At 47.2% G+C, this 17,588-nt stretch carries 15 protein-coding genes and 1 tRNA gene; 10 read left to right on the top strand and 6 right to left on the bottom strand.

All coding sequences use genetic code 11. The features are described 5' to 3' along the window. The first annotated feature begins 274 nt into the window (after positions 1-274). Positions 275-535 (top strand): hypothetical protein, encoded by a 261-nt coding sequence (locus tag GKG43_RS17965; protein WP_050642530.1) that lies wholly within the window; start codon positions 275-277, stop codon positions 533-535. Between the two features lie 265 nt (positions 536-800). On the opposite strand, the gene GKG43_RS17960 is transcribed toward GKG43_RS17965, so the two are convergent. After that, on the bottom strand, positions 801-5,117 hold the full coding sequence (locus tag GKG43_RS17960; RefSeq protein ID WP_055155183.1) for a 2-hydroxyacyl-CoA dehydratase: 4,317 nt from the start codon (positions 5,115-5,117) through the stop codon (positions 801-803). A 267-nt stretch (positions 5,118-5,384) separates the two neighbouring features. On the opposite strand from GKG43_RS17960, the gene GKG43_RS17955 reads away from it, so the two are divergent. From GKG43_RS17955 to GKG43_RS17920, 8 genes are all read left to right on the top strand, one after another. Further along, positions 5,385-6,212, top strand: a complete 828-nt coding sequence (locus GKG43_RS17955) for a rhomboid family intramembrane serine protease (protein ID WP_050642528.1) — start codon at positions 5,385-5,387, stop codon at positions 6,210-6,212. Positions 6,213-6,257: 45 nt separating this feature from the next. After that, complete coding sequence (gene pyk / locus GKG43_RS17950; protein ID WP_129879556.1) at positions 6,258-7,694, top strand: pyruvate kinase; 1,437 nt, start codon at positions 6,258-6,260, stop codon at positions 7,692-7,694. A gap of 684 nt (positions 7,695-8,378) precedes the next feature. After that, the gene (locus tag GKG43_RS17945) at positions 8,379-9,092 is read left to right on the top strand and encodes a TrmB family transcriptional regulator (RefSeq protein WP_050642526.1); all 714 of its coding nucleotides are present in this window, start codon (positions 8,379-8,381) and stop codon (positions 9,090-9,092) included. Beyond that, a complete protein-coding gene (locus GKG43_RS17940; RefSeq protein ID WP_050642525.1) occupies positions 9,089-10,363 on the top strand; it encodes a diaminopimelate decarboxylase in 1,275 nt (424 codons plus the stop codon). The genes GKG43_RS17945 and GKG43_RS17940 overlap by 4 nt, the downstream gene beginning before the upstream one ends. Before the next feature lie 92 nt (positions 10,364-10,455). Beyond that, a tRNA-Leu gene (locus tag GKG43_RS17935) sits at positions 10,456-10,539 on the top strand. Between the two features lie 300 nt (positions 10,540-10,839). Next, positions 10,840-11,052 carry a helix-turn-helix transcriptional regulator gene (locus GKG43_RS17930; RefSeq protein ID WP_050642524.1) on the top strand — a complete coding sequence of 71 codons (213 nt, stop codon included), beginning with the start codon at positions 10,840-10,842 and terminating at the stop codon, positions 11,050-11,052. A gap of 246 nt (positions 11,053-11,298) precedes the next feature. Next, entirely contained in the window at positions 11,299-11,658 is a 360-nt protein-coding gene (locus GKG43_RS23745; RefSeq protein WP_050642523.1) for a type II toxin-antitoxin system HicB family antitoxin, read from the top strand. A gap of 203 nt (positions 11,659-11,861) precedes the next feature. Further along, positions 11,862-13,091, top strand: a complete 1,230-nt coding sequence (locus GKG43_RS17920) for a hypothetical protein (protein ID WP_050642522.1) — start codon at positions 11,862-11,864, stop codon at positions 13,089-13,091. A gap of 79 nt (positions 13,092-13,170) precedes the next feature. Here GKG43_RS17920 and GKG43_RS17915 read toward each other — a convergent pair whose 3' ends face one another. Continuing rightward, the gene (locus GKG43_RS17915) at positions 13,171-13,635 is read right to left on the bottom strand and encodes a TspO/MBR family protein (protein ID WP_050642521.1); all 465 of its coding nucleotides are present in this window, start codon (positions 13,633-13,635) and stop codon (positions 13,171-13,173) included. A 142-nt stretch (positions 13,636-13,777) separates the two neighbouring features. Between GKG43_RS17915 and coaD the strand changes: the two genes are divergently transcribed. After that, on the top strand, positions 13,778-14,299 hold the full coding sequence (gene coaD, locus GKG43_RS17910) for a pantetheine-phosphate adenylyltransferase (protein ID WP_050642520.1): 522 nt from the start codon (positions 13,778-13,780) through the stop codon (positions 14,297-14,299). Here the strand turns inward: coaD and GKG43_RS17905 are convergent. The 4 genes from GKG43_RS17905 to GKG43_RS17890 form a co-directional block, all read right to left on the bottom strand. Next, on the bottom strand, positions 14,280-15,110 hold the full coding sequence (locus GKG43_RS17905) for a HAMP domain-containing sensor histidine kinase (protein WP_070102536.1): 831 nt from the start codon (positions 15,108-15,110) through the stop codon (positions 14,280-14,282). The two genes, coaD and GKG43_RS17905, sit on opposite strands and share 20 nt — an antisense overlap. Positions 15,111-15,201: 91 nt before the next feature. Then, on the bottom strand, positions 15,202-15,939 hold the full coding sequence (locus GKG43_RS17900; RefSeq protein WP_050642519.1) for an ABC transporter permease: 738 nt from the start codon (positions 15,937-15,939) through the stop codon (positions 15,202-15,204). A gap of 15 nt (positions 15,940-15,954) precedes the next feature. Continuing rightward, the gene (locus tag GKG43_RS17895) at positions 15,955-16,653 is read right to left on the bottom strand and encodes an ABC transporter permease (protein WP_050642518.1); all 699 of its coding nucleotides are present in this window, start codon (positions 16,651-16,653) and stop codon (positions 15,955-15,957) included. After that, on the bottom strand, positions 16,646-17,569 hold the full coding sequence (locus GKG43_RS17890) for an ATP-binding cassette domain-containing protein (protein WP_055155181.1): 924 nt from the start codon (positions 17,567-17,569) through the stop codon (positions 16,646-16,648). Before GKG43_RS17890 ends, GKG43_RS17895 begins: the two co-directional genes overlap by 8 nt. Positions 17,570-17,588: the final 19 nt, after the last annotated feature.

Here is a 17,588-nt window from a genome sequence, read left to right as displayed (position 1 = left end):
TGCATTATGGCAAAGAAAAAGAAGCTCTGTTACGAGCTTCCTAAAGAATGAACGCTAAATCGACTGTGAATAGTAACTATTGCTTGAATTGATATTTATCGTGGCCTTGACATGCGGGTGCGCGAGAAAATTTAATTTTTAATTAGACGAAATCATTAAAAATTGTGGATGGATTTTACAGAAATTTATCATTTGGAGAAGCATAAATTTTACAGGAATTCCTTACAATAGAGACAACAGAAAATACATTTGTTTCAGATTGTGAGGGATATATATGTACAAAGGATTATGGACTCTGATTGAAAGGTATGCGGACGAAGAATCTGCGGCGGGGCTTTATCTTGCGGCAAATATTATCTGCTGGACTGCGGGAACGATCCTGCTCGGCCTTGCTGCGTCAGCCCTGATGCAGAAAAGTATTGTCCTGGTACTGGTGGATATCGTATGTGCTGGAGCATATGCAGGAATCATTTTCGGGCTGATCGGAGGAATTTTATATTTGCAGAGAAGAGAAGGCAGTGGAAACAGGCAATAATCTTTATAAAGAAGTAAGGCGCGAAAAGACCTTGCCAACTATATTTATATACACACATAAGTGGCCAAAATACGGACACTTAGTGCTCAACAGTTACTGTAAAATACAAAAAAGACACCTCCTTCGTATAGGCCGTAATACAGCCTGTTTACGAGGATGGTGTTTTTTGTCTGTGCAAAAAATAAAATGGGCAGCCCCTTCATTTATAAAGGGGCTGCCCGAAAGTGCACCCGTCAGGCACGGTCTGCCTCGGAAGGGAAATCTGTTAGATCCCGCTCATAGCAGCGGCGCCGACAGGCTTTGCCGCTTCCTTACTCGGAGCCTCCTGCTTTTCTTCGGCCTCCGCTTCCATATTTTTATTGGCCGTGGAGAGCATGAGTTTAATCCGGTTCAGCTGATTCACTTCACTGGCGCCCGGGTCAAAATCGATTGCAACCACATTGGACTGCGGATACAGGCGGCGCAGCTCCTTGATGACACCCTTTCCGACCACGTGATTCGGGAGGCAGGCGAACGGCTGTGTACACACGATATTGCCTGCGCCGCTGTGGATCAGTTCCAGCATCTCCCCGGTCAGGAACCATCCCTCACCGGTTTGGTTTCCGATGGAAACGATGTCGGATGCCATTCTGGCCAGATCCTCGATATGCGCTGGCGGATCGAAATGGCGGCTGTCCCGGAACGCATTAGTTGCCGGTGAGCGGAACCATTCTACAGCCTTGATACCCAGATTACCCACGGTAGCCTTGGATTTCTTAAAGCCCAGGTGCGAAACCTTGAAATTTTGGTTATAGAAGCAATACAGTAAAAAGTCCAGCAGATCCGGTACGACGGCCTCTGCACCTTCGCTTTCCAGAAGGTCCACAAGATGATTATTGGCAGCCGGCAGGAACTTTACTAAGATCTCGCCCACGACGCCGACACGGGGCTTTTTGATATCCAGGGTCTCGATCGTATCAAAATCATGGATAATTTCCCGGCAGAGTTTTTTGAATCTGCGCCTGGAAGGGTAGCCGCTGGATACAAACTCTTTACATACCTTCAGCCATTTCTGATGTACGGCGTTCGTGGTACCGGGCACCTTTTCGTAGGGACGCATCCGGTAGACACACTTCATGAAAATGTCGCCCAAAGTAGCCGCATACACGCCGCGCAGGGCAAGCGCCGGGGTAATCTTGAAGCCGGGGTTCCCCTCCAGGCCGCTCAGATTGATGGAAATAACAGGGATATGCGCATATCCCGCCTTTTTCAGTGCGCGCCGGATGAAGCCGATATAGTTGGATGCGCGGCACCCGCCTCCGGTCTGGCTGATGATGACTGCCAGGTGGTCTGTATCGTATTTTCCGGATAAAATGGCTTCCATAATCTGCCCTACAACCATCAGAGAGGGGTAGCAGGCGTCATTGTTTACATATTTGAGCCCCACATCTACTGCCTGTTTATTGTCATTGGGCAGTACCTCCACCTTGTAACCGGATGCCTGGAATGCAGGTTCCAGCAGATCAAAATGCATCGGTGACATCTGGGGGCAGAGAATGGTGTGTGTCTTTCTCATTTCCTTTGTAAACGGCACTTTTTCAATGGATGCAGGATGAATTTCCCGTTTTGTTTTGCGCTGCTCCCTTACACGGATCGCCGCAAGCAGTGAACGCACGCGGATTCTGGCGGCTCCCAGGTTGTTGACCTCGTCTATCTTCAGGGAGGTATATATTTTATCCGAACGGGTCAGGATCTCGGCAACCTGATCGGTTGTAACCGCATCCAGCCCGCATCCGAAGGAATTCAGCTGGATCAGGTCCAGATTCTCTTTCGTTTTCACATAATTGGCGGCGGCATAGAGCCGTGAGTGATACATCCACTGATCCATGACGTTGAGCGGTCTTTCCACCTGCTGGAGATGGGAGACAGAGTCCTCGGTGAGAACGGCTATGTTATAGGAATTGATCAGCTCCGGCAGCCCGTGGTTTACTTCCGGGTCAATGTGATAAGGACGGCCCGCAAGTACGATTCCCCGGTTTCCCGTCTCATCCAGGAAGCGGATGGTCTCTTCCCCTTTTCGCTTCATATCCTCGCGGCAGGAGGTCATCTCCGTCCAGGCTTCGTGAACGGCGGTGCGGATCTCACCCTCCGGGATGGAGAACTTGCCGGAAAGCTCTTCTGTCAGCCTGCTATGTAATGTCTCCTCGCTCTGGAAGGAGAGGAACGGGTGGATAAAATCCACTTCCCCGTCAACAATCGCATCCATATTGTTCTTGATGTTTTCAGGATAAGAGGTTACGATCGGGCAGTTATAATGATTGTTCGCATCTTCAAATTCATTCCTCTCATAGGGAACGGAAGGGTAGAAGATATGCCGCACTCCCTGGTCAATCAGCCACTGGATATGGCCATGGGCCAGCTTGGCCGGGTAGCATTCGGATTCACTCGGAATGGATTCGATTCCGAGCTCATAAATCTTCCGCGTTGAAGCGGGGGAGAGAACAACCCGGAATCCCAGTCTGGTAAAGAAGGTAAACCAGAACGGGTAATTCTCATACATATTGAGCACCCGGGGAATTCCGATGGCGCCGCGCTTTGCCTCTGTATCTTCCAGCGGCGTATAGCCGAAATAACGTTCGCTCTTGTAGTCAAACAGGTTCGGCAGTTTATTGACAGACTTTTCTCTTCCGAGTCCCTTTTCACAGCGGTTTCCTGTGATAAATCTGCGGTTTCCGCTGAAATGGTTAATGGTCAGGCGGCAGTTATTCGTGCAGCCCTTGCACTTGGTCATGGTAGTGGTATACTCCAGGGCCTCGATCTCATCGATTGGGAGCATGGTAGTACCTTCACACTCCACATAGCGTTCCCTGGCGATCAGGGCGGCCCCGAAAGCCCCCATGATACCTGCGATATCCGGGCGGATTGCTTCACAGTCTGCGATCTTTTCAAAGCTCCGCAGCACGGCATTGTTATAGAAAGTTCCTCCCTGCACCACAATATGGTTTCCAAGCTCAGAGGCATCGGAAACCTTAATTACCTTAAATAGTGCATTTTTGATGACAGAATAGGCAAGACCTGCGGAAATATCGGCTACCTCGGCCCCTTCCTTCTGCGCCTGTTTTACTTTGGAATTCATGAAAACGGTGCAGCGTGTGCCGAGGTCGATGGGATTTTTGGCATACAAAGCTTCCTGTGCAAAATCCTCCACAGAATAATTCAGGGATTTTGCAAAGGTTTCGATAAAGGAGCCGCAGCCGGAAGAGCAGGCTTCGTTGAGCTGTACACTGTCTACGGTCTGGTTCTTGATCTTGATGCACTTCATATCCTGTCCGCCGATGTCCAGGATGCAGTCCACATCCGGTTCAAAGAAAGAGGCAGCATAATAGTGTGATACGGTCTCCACCTCCCCTTCGTCCAGAAGAAGAGCGGCCTTGATCAGAGCTTCGCCGTATCCGGTGGAACAGGAATGTACAATCTCCACATCCTCCGGCAGCTGGCTGTAGATATCCTTGATGGCGCGGATTGTGGTTCCGAGCGGATCCCCTTCGTTATTGTTATAAAATGAGTACAGAAGAGTTCCATCCTCCCCGACCAGGGCAGCCTTAGTCGTTGTGGATCCCGCGTCGATTCCGAGAAAGGCCTTTCCCTGGTAGGAGGCAAGATCTTTGACGGGCACCTCGTGTTTTGCATGGCGTTCGATAAAAGCGTCGTATTCCGCCGTTGTGGCGAAGAGCGGTTCCATCCGGTCTACTTCAAATTCCATCTTGATCTTGCCGGCAAGGCGCTCCTGGAGTTCACGGAGCGCTACATTGACATCTTTCTTAGAACTGAGCGCGGAGCCGATGGCCGCAAACAGATGGGAGTGTCCCGGGGCAATCGTATGCTCATCGTCCAGCTTCAGAGTACGTACAAAAGCGGTTCGCAGCTCCGAGAGAAAATGCAGCGGGCCGCCCAGAAACGCGACATGTCCCCGGATTGGCTTCCCGCATGCAAGTCCGCTGATTGTCTGGTTTACCACCGCCTGGAAAATAGAGGCCGCCAGGTCTTCCTTGGCTGCGCCCTCATTAATCAGGGGCTGGATATCCGATTTTGCAAATACGCCGCAGCGTGCGGCAATCGAGTACAGAGCCTTATAATTCTTGGCGTAATCATTTAAGCCGGCGGCATCGGTCTGTAAAAGAGAAGCCATCTGGTCGATAAAGGAACCCGTACCCCCGGCGCATACGCCGTTCATACGCTGTTCCACACTGCCGCCTTCAAAATAAATAATCTTGGCATCCTCGCCGCCCAGTTCGATGGCAACATCCGTCTGTGGAGCATAATCCTGCAGAGCGGTAGAGACCGCGATTACCTCCTGGACAAAAGGAACTGCCAAATGTTTGGCCAGCGTCAGGCCGCCGGAACCGGTGATAACCGGTGAGACACGGATGGGCCCCAGTTTGTAAATGGCTCTTCCCAGCAGGTCGGAAAGCGTCTCCTGTATATTTGCGTAATGCCGCTCATAATCGGAAAAAAGCACTTCATTGTCACTGTTCAGGATTGCAATCTTAACCGTAGTGGAGCCAATATCAATTCCCAAAGTATGTAAATCGTTTATATTCATAGTATTTCCCTCATCCTTTGAAGCATTATATGTCAGTTACTTCTTATTTAATGTGATTTATGTTTTTACAACAATTTACATTATACGACATGATCGAAAAAAAGACAATTGTTATTATTAAGCGGGCTGCTGGAATATTCGGACAAAGTTTATAATATTTAACAAATTCCTAACGTTAAAAAAGCTAACATATGTTTGACAAACACTCGGCAGGACTGTACAATTACTTCATGTAACAGTAAAAAAATTATAAGGAGTAGATGATCATTGAATTGGTTAAATAAGTTAGAAAGAAAGTTCGGACGTTATGCCATACACAACCTGACGATGTACCTGATCGGCGGTTATGTGATTGGGTATGGTATCAGGATGTTTGTGCCAAACCTGCAGTACATGCTGACACTGGAGCCGGGAATGATCCTGCAGGGGCAGGTATGGAGACTGATTTCCTGGGTCTTGATAGCGCCCAGCGGCAGCATATTTACACTCGTTATTATGGCGCTGCTGTACTATTCTCTTGGAACTGCGCTGGAGCGTGCATGGGGAGCGTTCCGGTATAATGTATACATTTTTTCAGGCATTCTCTTTACCGTAATCGGGGCATTTGTGCTGTATCTGATCACAGGCGGCATGGTAGGCATGGGCGGAGCCTTCAGCACATATTATATTAATATGTCAATTTTCCTGGCATTTGCAGTCAGCTATCCGAATATGGAGCTGCTCCTGTATTTTATTCTTCCCATTAAGATGAAGTGGATGGCCTATGTTTATGGGGCGATTATCCTGTATTCTCTGGTGAAGGGCAATATTGCGACACGGATTGTAATCATTGCATCCCTTTTAAATTTTGTGGTGTTCTTCCTGTCCAGCAGGAATGTGAAGCCATATACTCCAAAGGAGAAGAAAAGAAAAGCAGACTTCAAAAAACAGTCCCGCCCCCATATGACATACCCCAACGGCGCACGTCACAGATGTGCGGTTTGCGGCCGTACAGAGCTGGATGATCCGACCCTGGAGTTCAGGTTTTGTTCAAAATGCAAGGGGAATTATGAATACTGCCAGGATCATTTGTTTACACACCAGCATGTACAGTAAGCGGTATGGACTGATTTGAGTGATATATCAAGAAGGAGACATAAAATGAAGAAAACAAAAGTAGTATGTACAATGGGGCCTAATACGAATGACAGAGAACTGATGCGGACGCTGATCAAAAACGGTATGGATGTTGCCAGATTTAATTTTTCACATGGTGACCATGCAGAGCATAAATGCAGAATGGACATGCTTAAACAGCTGCGCGAGGAGGAACGTGCAAATACGGCGATCCTCCTGGACACAAAAGGACCTGAGATACGTACCGGAGTGCTGAAAGACGGGAAAAAGGTGCAGCTTGAAACCGGAAGCACTTTTACTTTGACGATTGATGAGATAGAGGGCAGCAATAAGAGAGTATCCATCACCTACACGGGGCTTGTGGAAGACGTGGATAAAGGTAAAATTATACTGATTGATGACGGCCTGATTGGGCTGGAGGTTGTGAGCAAGACAGAGCGGGATATCATCTGCACCGTGATCAACGGAGGGGAGCTGGGAGAACGCAAAGGCGTGAATGTACCGAATGTACCGGTAAGGCTTCCGGCAATCACAGATAAGGATAAAGAAGATATCAAATTCGGGGTCGAACAGGATGTAGACTTTATTGCCGCATCCTTTGTCAGAAATGCAGAATGCGTGCTGGAGATCAGATCCTTTTTGAAGGAACTGAATGCTTCGTTTATTCCGATCATTGCCAAGATAGAGAATGCAGAGGGGATTCAGAATATCGATGAGATCATACGCGCTGCGGACGGGATTATGGTAGCCCGCGGAGACTTGGGCGTGGAGATTCCCGCAGAGGAAGTTCCGTATCTGCAGAAGATGATGATCCAGAAGTGCAACAATAATTTCAAGACCGTTATTACCGCAACCCAGATGCTGGACTCCATGATCCGCAATCCGCGTCCTACAAGGGCCGAGGTTACAGATGTGGCAAATGCAGTCTATGACGGTACAGATGCTGTCATGCTTTCAGGAGAGACCGCACAGGGCAAATATCCGGTGGAGGCCCTGCAGATGATGGTGCATATTATCGAGAATACGGAGCAGCACCTGGATTATGAAACCATGCTGGAAAAGGCAGGGGATCATCTTCGCAGCGGCGTATCAAGTGCGATCGGATATTCTTCCGTGCTGGCGGCGGCGAACCTGAATGCGAAATGTATTATTACGCCCTCCGTGTCCGGCGCTACGGCAAGGGTGGTTTCCAATCTAAAACCCAGGCAGGAGATACTGGGTGTGACTCCGAATGAGAGGACTCTGCGGAGGATGTCGATCTATTGGGGCGTAAGGCCGCTGAAGTCTTTGGAATTCGATACCACGGAGGATATCTGCGACGGGGCTATCGAGCTGGCGCTTGTGAAACAGTATATTGAAGTGGGCGATGTCGTCGTGCTGACGGCGGGGATACCTTCCCCTAGTGTGAAGAAAGAAAAAAGCGGGGTTAGCAACATGATGAGGATTGCTACGATCGAGTAGGATTTTGGGGACGGATGTGGGGCGATGAGAGTACGCCCGCCGCAAGCGTGACAGGCTGGGACTGCCGGGGAAGTCTCCGGTGGTTTTGATGGCTGGCCGTTTGCGAACGAGCCCTAACAGGAAAAAAGGAGAATTTTATGGCACACCGGCATTCACCGTGTAATCTGATGATTACACGGCTCAGGCCGGCTTGATATTTGATTTGGTAAATCAAATATCATCCATAAAATTCTCCTTTTTTCCTGTAAGGGCTCGTAACGCGCACTATGATGCCTTCAAAACCACCGGAGACTTCCCCGGCAGTCCCAGCTGTCACGCTTGCGGCGGGCTGCGTGCATCAAATCGGCAGTAAGAACCGTCTCCACGGGGGATCCTGGCGGGGGCGGCGAATTTGAACTGGCTTCGCGGTTCAAATTTTTCTGGGGTACTTATGGCAGGGGGGAGAATTTACGCAATGCAGTGCTGGTACAGTGAAAAATAAGGTCAGTTTAACAGTAAGTTAATTATTATTCGATACACTAGGAGGGGCGATTTATTGGGGGCAGTGATTGACTATTTTATAAATGTTTGTATTCTGGTGGTTTGGGGTTGACAGGGGGCGGGGGAGTGGAGTATAGTGTTCCTATAAAGTACTACTATTAAAAATGCTTTGATTTAGGGCAGGGAGAGATTGGAAGTGATGGGATGGGGGATGCGAGATTTCTTGAGTATTTGATGCATTTTGGGGTTACCAGACAGGAGGCTCTTGTTTACTGGACGCTTTTGGTTAAGGGGAAGCAGACGGGGTATGAGGTGGCGAAGGAGGCTGGAATTTCGCGGTCTAATGCTTATAGTTCGCTGGCCGGCCTTGTGGAGAAGGGGGCGGCTTATTTGGTGGAAGAGTCTGCGAAGCGGTATGTTCCGGTTGCCTTGGAGGAGTTTTGTGAGAATTGTATCCGCAGGATGAAGGCGGAAGAGGATTGGATGGTGAAGAATCTTCCTGTTGAACATGTGGAGGAAGAAGGGTATATTACTATTGAAGGGGAAGGGAATATTGAGGATAAGATACGGAATCTTTTGATGGGTGTGCGGGAACGGGTTTATATTTCCTGTTCGGTGCAGATTCTGCGGAAGTTTGAAGGGGAGACGAAGCGGCTGGCGGCTGCGGGGAAGAAAGTGGTGGTTATTACGGACGGGGAGTATTTCCTGGATGGGGCTACGGTTTATGTTACCGGAGATAAGGGATGGCAGATCGGGCTGATCACGGATTCGAAGTATGTATTGTCAGGGGAATATGGGGCGGGGAGTCTGAATACCTGCCTGTATTCGGGACAGAACAATTTTGTAATGGTTTTCAAGACGGCTTTGGCCAATGAGATAAAATTAATTGAGATGCGTAAAGGAGAGAATCAGAGATGAAAAAAGAACCATTTGTAACGAAAGCACAGCTGGATGAGATTGTGAAAGAATTTCCTACACCTTTTCACCTTTATGATGAGAAGGGGATACGGGAGAATGTGAAGGCCTTGAAGGAGGCTTTTTCTTGGAATCCGGGATTTAAGGAATATTTTGCGGTTAAGGCGACGCCGAATCCGTTTCTCATTGATATATTGAAAGAATACGGCTGCGGATGCGACTGTTCCTCCTATACGGAACTGATGCTCTCTGATGCTGTCGGGATCCGCGGGGAGGATATTATGTTCTCCTCCAACGATACTCCGGCGGAAGAGTTTATTCTGGCGGATAAACTGGGGGCAATTATCAATTTGGACGATATTACACATATTGAGTTTCTGGAGCAGACGATCGGGCATATTCCCGAGGTGATCAGCTGCCGTTATAATCCGGGCGGCCTGTTCAAGATCAGCAATGATATTATGGACAATCCGGGGGATTCTAAATATGGCATGACAACGCCCCAGATGTCCGAGGCCTTTCGGATCCTGAAAGAAAAAGGAGCAAAAGAGTTTGGGATTCATGCATTTCTGGCGAGCAATACGGTTACTAACGAATATTATCCGATGCTGGCGAAGGTGCTTTTTGAACAGGCCGTGCGGCTGCAGAAGGAGACCGGCGTGCATATCAGATTTATCAATCTCTCCGGAGGAATTGGGATTCCTTACAAACCAGACCAGGAGCCGAATGATATCCGTATGATCGGGGACGGCGTGCGCAGGGTATACGAGGAAGTACTTGTTCCTGCGGGCATGGGCGATGTGGCCATTTATACCGAGCTGGGCCGTTATATGATGGGACCTTACGGCTGTCTTGTGACAAAGGCAATCCATGAAAAGCATACCCACAAGGAGTACATCGGCGTGGATGCATGTGCGGTAAACCTTATGCGTCCGGCAATGTACGGAGCCTATCACCATATTACGGTTATGGGGAAAGAAGACTGTCCGTGCGACCACAAGTATGATGTGGCGGGCTCGCTCTGCGAAAACAACGATAAGTTTGCCATTGACAGAATGCTTCCGGAGATCGAGATGGGAGACTATCTGGTGATACACGATACAGGGGCGCATGGATTTTCTATGGGGTATAATTACAACGGGAAGTTAAGGTCAGCGGAGATCCTTCTGAAGGAAGACGGCACTGCCCGGTTGATCCGCCGTGCTGAGACACCGGCAGATTATTTTGCTACTTTTGACTGTTTTGACATTGGAAAAAAACTGATCGGAAAATGATCGGGAAATAAATAAAAACTATTGCAAAATAGCTGGGATTATGATAATATAAAATTCGGTTTGGAAAGCAGACAGGCATTCCAGACCGGTGAGCGGATATGGCGGAATTGGCAGACGCACAAGACTCAAAATCTTGCGGGGGTGACTTCGTGTGGGTTCAAGTCCCACTATCCGCATAACAAAACACCGTAGAAAGGGGCTTCCGTTATATTGTTTTGTGAAGTGTAACCAGAGGTGTAATCAAGATTTTTCAAACGTTAATGGGTACTGAATTAGTTATCTAAGTTATTTGGATGATTGTTTCAGTACTCATTTTCTGTTAAGAAGTTATGAAGTACACGTTTCCGCGTCTGATCCTACTTACGCTAATTTAACATATTTTTCATTAATGAAACAAATAGATTCATCCTATTTTATATAAATTAATACCGTGATATTATTTGACATATTAATTTACGAAGGATGAGGTAAGCATAATGCTGGATAACAAAATAGGAGATAACATTAGAGTGTTAAGAAAGAAAAACGGGCTTCTTCAAAAAGATCTTGCTGATCAGCTCAACATAACGCGGCAAGCACTGTCAAACTACGAAGTAGGAAAACGGATACCTGACATTTTTGAATTGATAAGGATGGCCGAGATTTTTAAAGTAAGTGTTGATGAAATAATAGGAAGGGAAGGATTTTAGCATTGGATATAAGACAAGGGGTTTTTCATAGAGATAAGTACTTACCATAATGTAAAAGACTTGAACATGTATATTTTATGTGCAGGAATCTTTAAATGTTTTATACCGGCAACTAAAATTAGTTGCATGCTTAGAGAGATTACAGTATAATATGGGATGGCTAGACGTGGTAGTGCTGAAAATATGTGATAGGTAAAAGAGAAGACGCATACCAGATATAGTGAAATTGATAAAGGATAAAATGAAGTGAGTAATTTATTATCATATAAAAATTATAATGGCACGGTTGAATATTCAAAGGAAGACAACTGCCTGAATGGAAAGGTAGTCGGCCTGAGGTCACATCTTACCTATGCGGGCGATTCCATCCGGGAATTGGAGGCGGATTTCCATAAGGTGCTGGATGAATATCTGAAGGACTGCGAAGAGCGTGCCGCTCAGCCGGAACAGCCATACAAAGGAACCTTCAATGTACGGATCAGCTCAGATCTTCATAGAGCGATTGCGATATACGCAATTGAGCATGGCAAGAGCTTAAATGCCGCTGTAGAAGAAGCTATACGACAAATGGTTGAGGTTCGTGAGAGAAAAAGCCAATGTCCGTAGAAGAAATGATTTCTTATAAATGCGTATTAACAGAAGAAAGGCAGATTCTGGAAAAACGCAAAGGAATGTTGCGAAAGATTGCGGCGTTCCTTTTTCTTATGTAAACTTTATACTTGCGTGAATATATTTTGTGGTGCAGAAAGAAAGATACGGGTAAAGTGGAAATGGAGTATTGCATTAGGTTTTTAGGACGCGGTACCAGGATGAAAAAAGGTGTTAGTCTTCTTGGAGTGTTGACCGCAATCCTATTGGCAGCAGGGAAGAGTTATATACTTCCAGCTTTAAAATTGACAGAGATTGATTCTGTGTATAACAGAATTTATGATAAAGATATGGGAAAAGAATTATATCCTTTTGGAGAAAATCCGGATGAAACAGGGGCTCTGGATATTTTTAGTTCACTGATGGTTAAAATACCGGTGAAGGCAGATATTTCTAATATGGTGGATGCAAACAGGAAGGCGGGAGCCATGGCAGAATCTTCGAATCCAGAGAAAACCGATTTTCTGTCCGATATACTTTTATCAGGTATGGAAACTCCGGTTATGACAGGGGCCTCGGGGAATGAACTTCCTGACCTAAGCAATATAAAGATTCGTATTCCTGAGACGCCGTCGGGAAATTTTACCCCTCCGGTGATCCCGAATATTCCGGCGAATAATGAGAAACCACTGGTTCCGGAGACACCCGCCGTGCCGGATAAGCCGATCGTACCGGATACGCCAACAGTGCCGGACACTCCAACAGTGCCGGATACGCCCATTGTTCCGGATAATCCGCCGATCGATGATAATCCGGCAGAACCTCCGGACGAAGTCGTCCCGGATAACCCGGATGTACCGGGAGAAACAGAGGACCCGGACAGCGGTGCGGAGAACCCGGGTATCGAACAGCCGGTCGGTTTTACCGTGAATGAGGAGGGGATGATCTGTGGCTTCGATCCCTCAGCAGGAGTGGTAAATGATGGACGTCTTGTGCTCCCCTCTGAAAACTGTACAGGTCTTGCAAGCGGAACTTTTGAGGGAGTCAGCGCGGAGATCTATGAACTTTTCATTCCACCCAATATTGTCAACATCGAACCTGGCGCTCTGTGTGAGATGTCAGATCTGGAATGGATCGAACTTACGGAGCCTAATCAAAATTATGTTTGTTCGGATGGCATGCTGTTTGACAGCAGTATGACAACCCTTCTTGTATTTCCGAGAGCAAGAATCGGTACATATTCGCTCCCGTCCTATGTGACGAGACTGGAAGATTATTCGTTCTTAAATACCGGGCTGACAAAAATAGATATGATGAAATGTGGTGCTGTCGAAGTCGGTAGCAATGTATTTGGTGCAAATGGCGGAAATGGGATCATCATTATGGCGCCGAGAAATAATCTGGAGCATTATCAGAATGTTTTCGAGGGCCTTGGTGTGACGATACAGTAAAAGCGGCATCCCTCTGTGTTTATATGGCAGGCAGGTAATCTGGTGAAATGAACCGGCTTGAGTCAGCCGGTTCAAAAGGTTAATTCATTGTATAAATTGAGAAATTTAAATATGCTGCGAATATGCACCACAGCAGATATGGAATTTGCAGATAAGCAGCGGCGGGATTGATTTTATAGAAATCTTTAATCATAATACAGATCAGAACAATTAAGATCACGAGCCACAAAAAGGAAAACAGGTATAATTGATAGCGAAAGAAGAGAATACTCCAGCAGAAATTAAAGAAAAGCTGAAGGGCGTAGATCTTCAAAGCTTTTGTTTTATCCGCGCTGTCCGAAGAATATATGATGTAAGATGATATCCCCATCAGAACATAAAGAATTGTCCAGACAATAGGAAAAACAATTGAAGGGGGACTGAACGCCGGTTTGTTTATCGTTGAGTATAGGGACATGTTTCCGCTGATAAGTGCAGAGAATGAGCCGACGGCCAGTGGAATCAGTATGGCAATGATAAGTGAACTTCGATTCTGCGGTTTCATATAGAGTACACACTCCTGGATTTGTCATACTAAATATATGCTGCGGCGTTATGCATTATCACTTTCATCTCATCAAAGGTAGAAGGAATTCCAGTTTCATGGTAAAATGTAAATTAACATAATTGGGAAGAGAGTGATATAAGTGTATAATACGGCAATTTACCCGGGAACATTCGATCCATTTACAAACGGCCACTTAGATATCGTGAAAAAATCCGCGAAGATATTTAATGAGGTATACGTTGTGATCGGAATCAATAACAAGAAGATACGTACATATGACATTGATGATATGAGACAGGCAGTAGAAGAAACGTTAGCGGAGTGCAGGCTGGATAACTGTAAAGTTATCATATATAATGGCCTCATCGGACAGTTTACACAGGATAATAATATCGACTATATGGTCCGCGGGCTCAGGAATAACATGGATTATTTCTATGAAGAGAACATAGCAGAAGTAAATAAGCTGATTAACCCTGAGATAGAATATGTCTATTTCAGAGCCGATAATGTGGCGCTTTCTTCGTCCATGGTAAAAGAGCTGAACGGATATGGACAGGATGTTTCAAAATATGTTCCGGAGCCTGTGTTCAGGGTGATGAAACGATATGGTGAGCAGGCTGGGCAGGAGAAGGACCGGCCTACAAAACCACTTTTATAGTGAACAGGTCTGCCTCGATGGCTGCAGAAACCTGTCCGTCCAGTTTCTCCGCCAGTGTTTTCACGACAGCCAGGCCAAGCCCCGTGCTTTCATCATGGCGTGACTTATCGCCGGTATAAAATCTATCGAACATCCTTCCGGCATCGAAATCTGCGGCATTCTGAACGGTGTTTTGAAAGCAGATTACTGCCTTGCCGTCTGCCTCCTGCGTAAGCTGAATTCTGACCGTGCCCAGGGAATGGCAGACAGCATTAGTCAGCAGGTTCTGCAATATGCGCTCAATCATATTCCGGTCAGAGTAGATGAATACTGAGCTGTCGGGCAGCAGGATGTCGGGACAGATGTTTTGGCTGTCAAACAGCGGGGCATGATCGGTAAGAAAATCGATCAGAAGATTAGAAAGGTTCAGCTGTTCCCTCTTTGGTACGGTCTGTTCAGAATCCAGAAGTGTCAGATCATAAAATGTGCGGATCAGTTCCTTCATCCGTTCCGCTTTGTGCAGCGCTGCTGTGACCCGCCGGTTTTGTTCTCCGGTCAGTGCAGATGCCAAAAGCAGCTGCAGATGACCGGTAATAACTGTCAGCGGCGTGCGCAGATCATGGGAGATATTCGCAATGGACTCTTTCAAGTGATCCTCATGCTGAAGGGCACGGGCTACCGTGTAGCGCTGTTTCGTATAGTACTGGTTGAGAGTGCCGGCGAGCCGCTCAAGATCCCGGTCTATCAGTGCAATATCCAGCATTTTTTCTGAGGAACCCCGGACTAGCGCGTCAATCTGATCCGTTAGATTTCTGATCTGCTTCTTCAGCATAAGGTGCCGTTTCCATAAAAGTAAAAGTAAGACTAAGAGCAAAATGATAATCCCTGTGATAACACACACCTCCCCGCTTTATTTGAGCACTCTATTTCAAATCACATTTACAGAATATGCGCCAGGAGCAAAGTCCCAGCACGATTCCCCAGGTTCCGGCAACCAAGAAGCAGCCGGGTAAAAACAGCTTTTGCATACTCAGTGCCTCCCGGATCTGAAAGGTCGGCAGGAAGAAGACCGGCAGTTTCAGCATCAATCCATATCCCAGGTATAAAGAGAGCACAAATGTTACGATTGCTGTGACGGTAACCGCCGCCCCGGTGCTTCTGAAACAGCAGCAGACAAATATGGCGATGAAAAAGAATGCGCTGTTTAACAAAGCAGAATAGAAAATTGCTTTTCCTACATTGTATAGGAATATTTGTGCATCTGCAATTCCAAACCGAGAAAATTCACGAATACAGCCGGATACTGGATATACGATTGCCATGAAATTAAATGCGGCCAGATAAGACAGGATCTTACTGAGGAAGACACGGCTTCTCGCGTGTCCGGAACTTACCTCCTGGCTGACTGTTCGCCAGGAAAACTCCTGTCCCAGAATCAGCGCCAGAATACAGGAGATAAAAATTAGCAGGAATGTAGAATCATATACCATTCCATTAAAAATATCAGTAAGGGATTCGGCGGCGCCTCCGGCAGGCCCCATTACTTCGGGCACATAGGTTTCTGCGGTGAAGAATCCAAGCAGAAAAACGCCGAGGATGCCGGTCAGGTACAGTCGGTTATGCAGAAATTGATACCTTTCCATTTTTATTAAATTACTCATATAGTACGCACCTCCCTAATCCAGATCGGAATGACAGAAGCTGCAATACGCAGCTGCGTAGAGCAGGACAGCCCACAGCAAGTCAATTCCGATCAATATAAGTTTTGAAACGGGCAGGTCGTTCAGTGCCAAAAGGCGAAGCTGCCCCATAGGGAGAAAAATTGCAGTTTTTCGGGCTGAATCGCCATTTAATAAAAAGATCATGATAAAGTAAAGCACAATAGGAACGCCCAGTGTCCGCCCGACATCCCTAAAGATAAAACCACAAACAAGCGGCAGCATCCCCATGGCGATTACTGCAGCAGACAGCAGGGCAGCGTCAGAAAAAATCTGTGCCCATGCGATCCGGCCGCCATTCCCAGTAAGGATTCCAAGCAGCCAGTGGATCACCAGGGGCAGCCCCAGGATCAGCAGCCCGGCAGTCTGATAGGCAGCGGTCTTGGCAAACAGGACAGAACTGCGCTTATGGCCCGCGCTGACAAAGCTGTGCAGGGTCCGCTCTGCAAAGTCAGCACCCACAAAGAGAGAGCCAAACACAATAGGCAGAAAGTAAAGCAATGGGGTATTGAATAGCGAAGCGTTCAGCAGTCCGTCCGTAGTTGCTATGCTGTCCAGCAGTAGAACACTTCCCAAAAGCAGCGAAAAAAGAGTGATCCCCCAAAAACTCCGGCTGCGGCTCAGCTTGTAGAATTCGGCTTTCAACAGATCAGTCATGGGGAACCCCTCCCACCTTGCTCAGAAAATAATCCTCCAGTGTATCACCGGCCAGATTCAATCCGGTTACCAGAATATGAGCTTCCGATAAAATCTGCGCAACTTTTTCTATTTCATCCAGATAATCATACAGGCGGATGGTACCGTCAGGCATAAGCTGAACCCGATCCGTATGCAGACGTTCTTCCAGCACCAGCAGCGTCTTTTCCGAATCACCGGTCCGGATGACGATATGGCGTCTGCACCGTTCATCCAGTTCCCGGTCCGATAATTCTTCAATAATTCTGCCTTTATCAATCAGGATAAATTCGGAAGCGGTCTGATATAACTCTTCCAGAATATGGCTGGATACCAGAATGGTCATGCCATACTCTTTATTCAGAGATCTTAAAAGATTTCTGATTTCCACGATCCCAGCGGGATCCAGGCCGTTGATCGGTTCATCCAGAATCAGAAATTCAGGCATATTCAAAAGTGCCGCTGCAATGCCCAGGCGCTGACGCATGCCCAGAGAAAAGTTCCGGACACTTTTATTACCGGTATCAGGCAATCCAGCCATTTGCAGGGAGCGGGCAATGACAGACTGATCAGGGATGCCTCTCTGAATGCGCTGGAGTTCCAGATTCTGCGCGGCGGTCATGCCGGGAAATAGTGCGGGAGTCTCGATCATACATCCGATCCGTTTCCTCTGTTCCTGCAGCTGCGCTGTAGTGGAACGGCCCCACAGCGACAAGGTGCCGCCGGAGGGAAAAGCCAGTCCGGTGATCAGCCGGAGCAGCGTTGTTTTTCCGGCCCCGTTTTGTCCGATAAAACCATAGATCTTTCCCTTTTCGAGGTTTAGGTTAATATGGTCCAGTGCATTTGACTGACGATATGTCTTCGTCAGATCCCGGGTTTCTAAAATAGTAGAATTCATTCTGTCAACCTCCTTTATG

This window comes from Eubacterium sp. BIOML-A2 (assembly GCF_009680135.1).
In the GTDB taxonomy this organism is placed as follows: domain Bacteria; phylum Bacillota; class Clostridia; order Lachnospirales; family Lachnospiraceae; genus Faecalicatena; species Faecalicatena contortus_B.
Note: the sequence above shows the minus strand (reverse complement) of the source record. Positions and strands in the feature narration are given on the sequence as shown.

Coding starts and splice junctions, on each gene's coding strand:
- GKG43_RS17890 (WP_055155181.1), bottom strand. CDS start 17,569: ATGAATTCTACTATTTTAGAAACCCGGGATCTGACGAAGACATATCGT.
- GKG43_RS17930 (WP_050642524.1), top strand. CDS start 10,840: ATGCTGGATAACAAAATAGGAGATAACATTAGAGTGTTAAGAAAGAAA.
- GKG43_RS17895 (WP_050642518.1), bottom strand. CDS start 16,653: ATGACTGATCTGTTGAAAGCCGAATTCTACAAGCTGAGCCGCAGCCGG.
- GKG43_RS17920 (WP_050642522.1), top strand. CDS start 11,862: ATGAAAAAAGGTGTTAGTCTTCTTGGAGTGTTGACCGCAATCCTATTG.
- GKG43_RS17900 (WP_050642519.1), bottom strand. CDS start 15,939: ATGAGTAATTTAATAAAAATGGAAAGGTATCAATTTCTGCATAACCGA.
- GKG43_RS17915 (WP_050642521.1), bottom strand. CDS start 13,635: ATGAAACCGCAGAATCGAAGTTCACTTATCATTGCCATACTGATTCCA.
- pyk (WP_129879556.1), top strand. CDS start 6,258: ATGAAGAAAACAAAAGTAGTATGTACAATGGGGCCTAATACGAATGAC.
- GKG43_RS17905 (WP_070102536.1), bottom strand. CDS start 15,110: ATGCTGAAGAAGCAGATCAGAAATCTAACGGATCAGATTGACGCGCTA.
- GKG43_RS17960 (WP_055155183.1), bottom strand. CDS start 5,117: ATGAATATAAACGATTTACATACTTTGGGAATTGATATTGGCTCCACT.
- GKG43_RS17945 (WP_050642526.1), top strand. CDS start 8,379: ATGGGGGATGCGAGATTTCTTGAGTATTTGATGCATTTTGGGGTTACC.
- GKG43_RS17965 (WP_050642530.1), top strand. CDS start 275: ATGTACAAAGGATTATGGACTCTGATTGAAAGGTATGCGGACGAAGAA.
- GKG43_RS17940 (WP_050642525.1), top strand. CDS start 9,089: ATGAAAAAAGAACCATTTGTAACGAAAGCACAGCTGGATGAGATTGTG.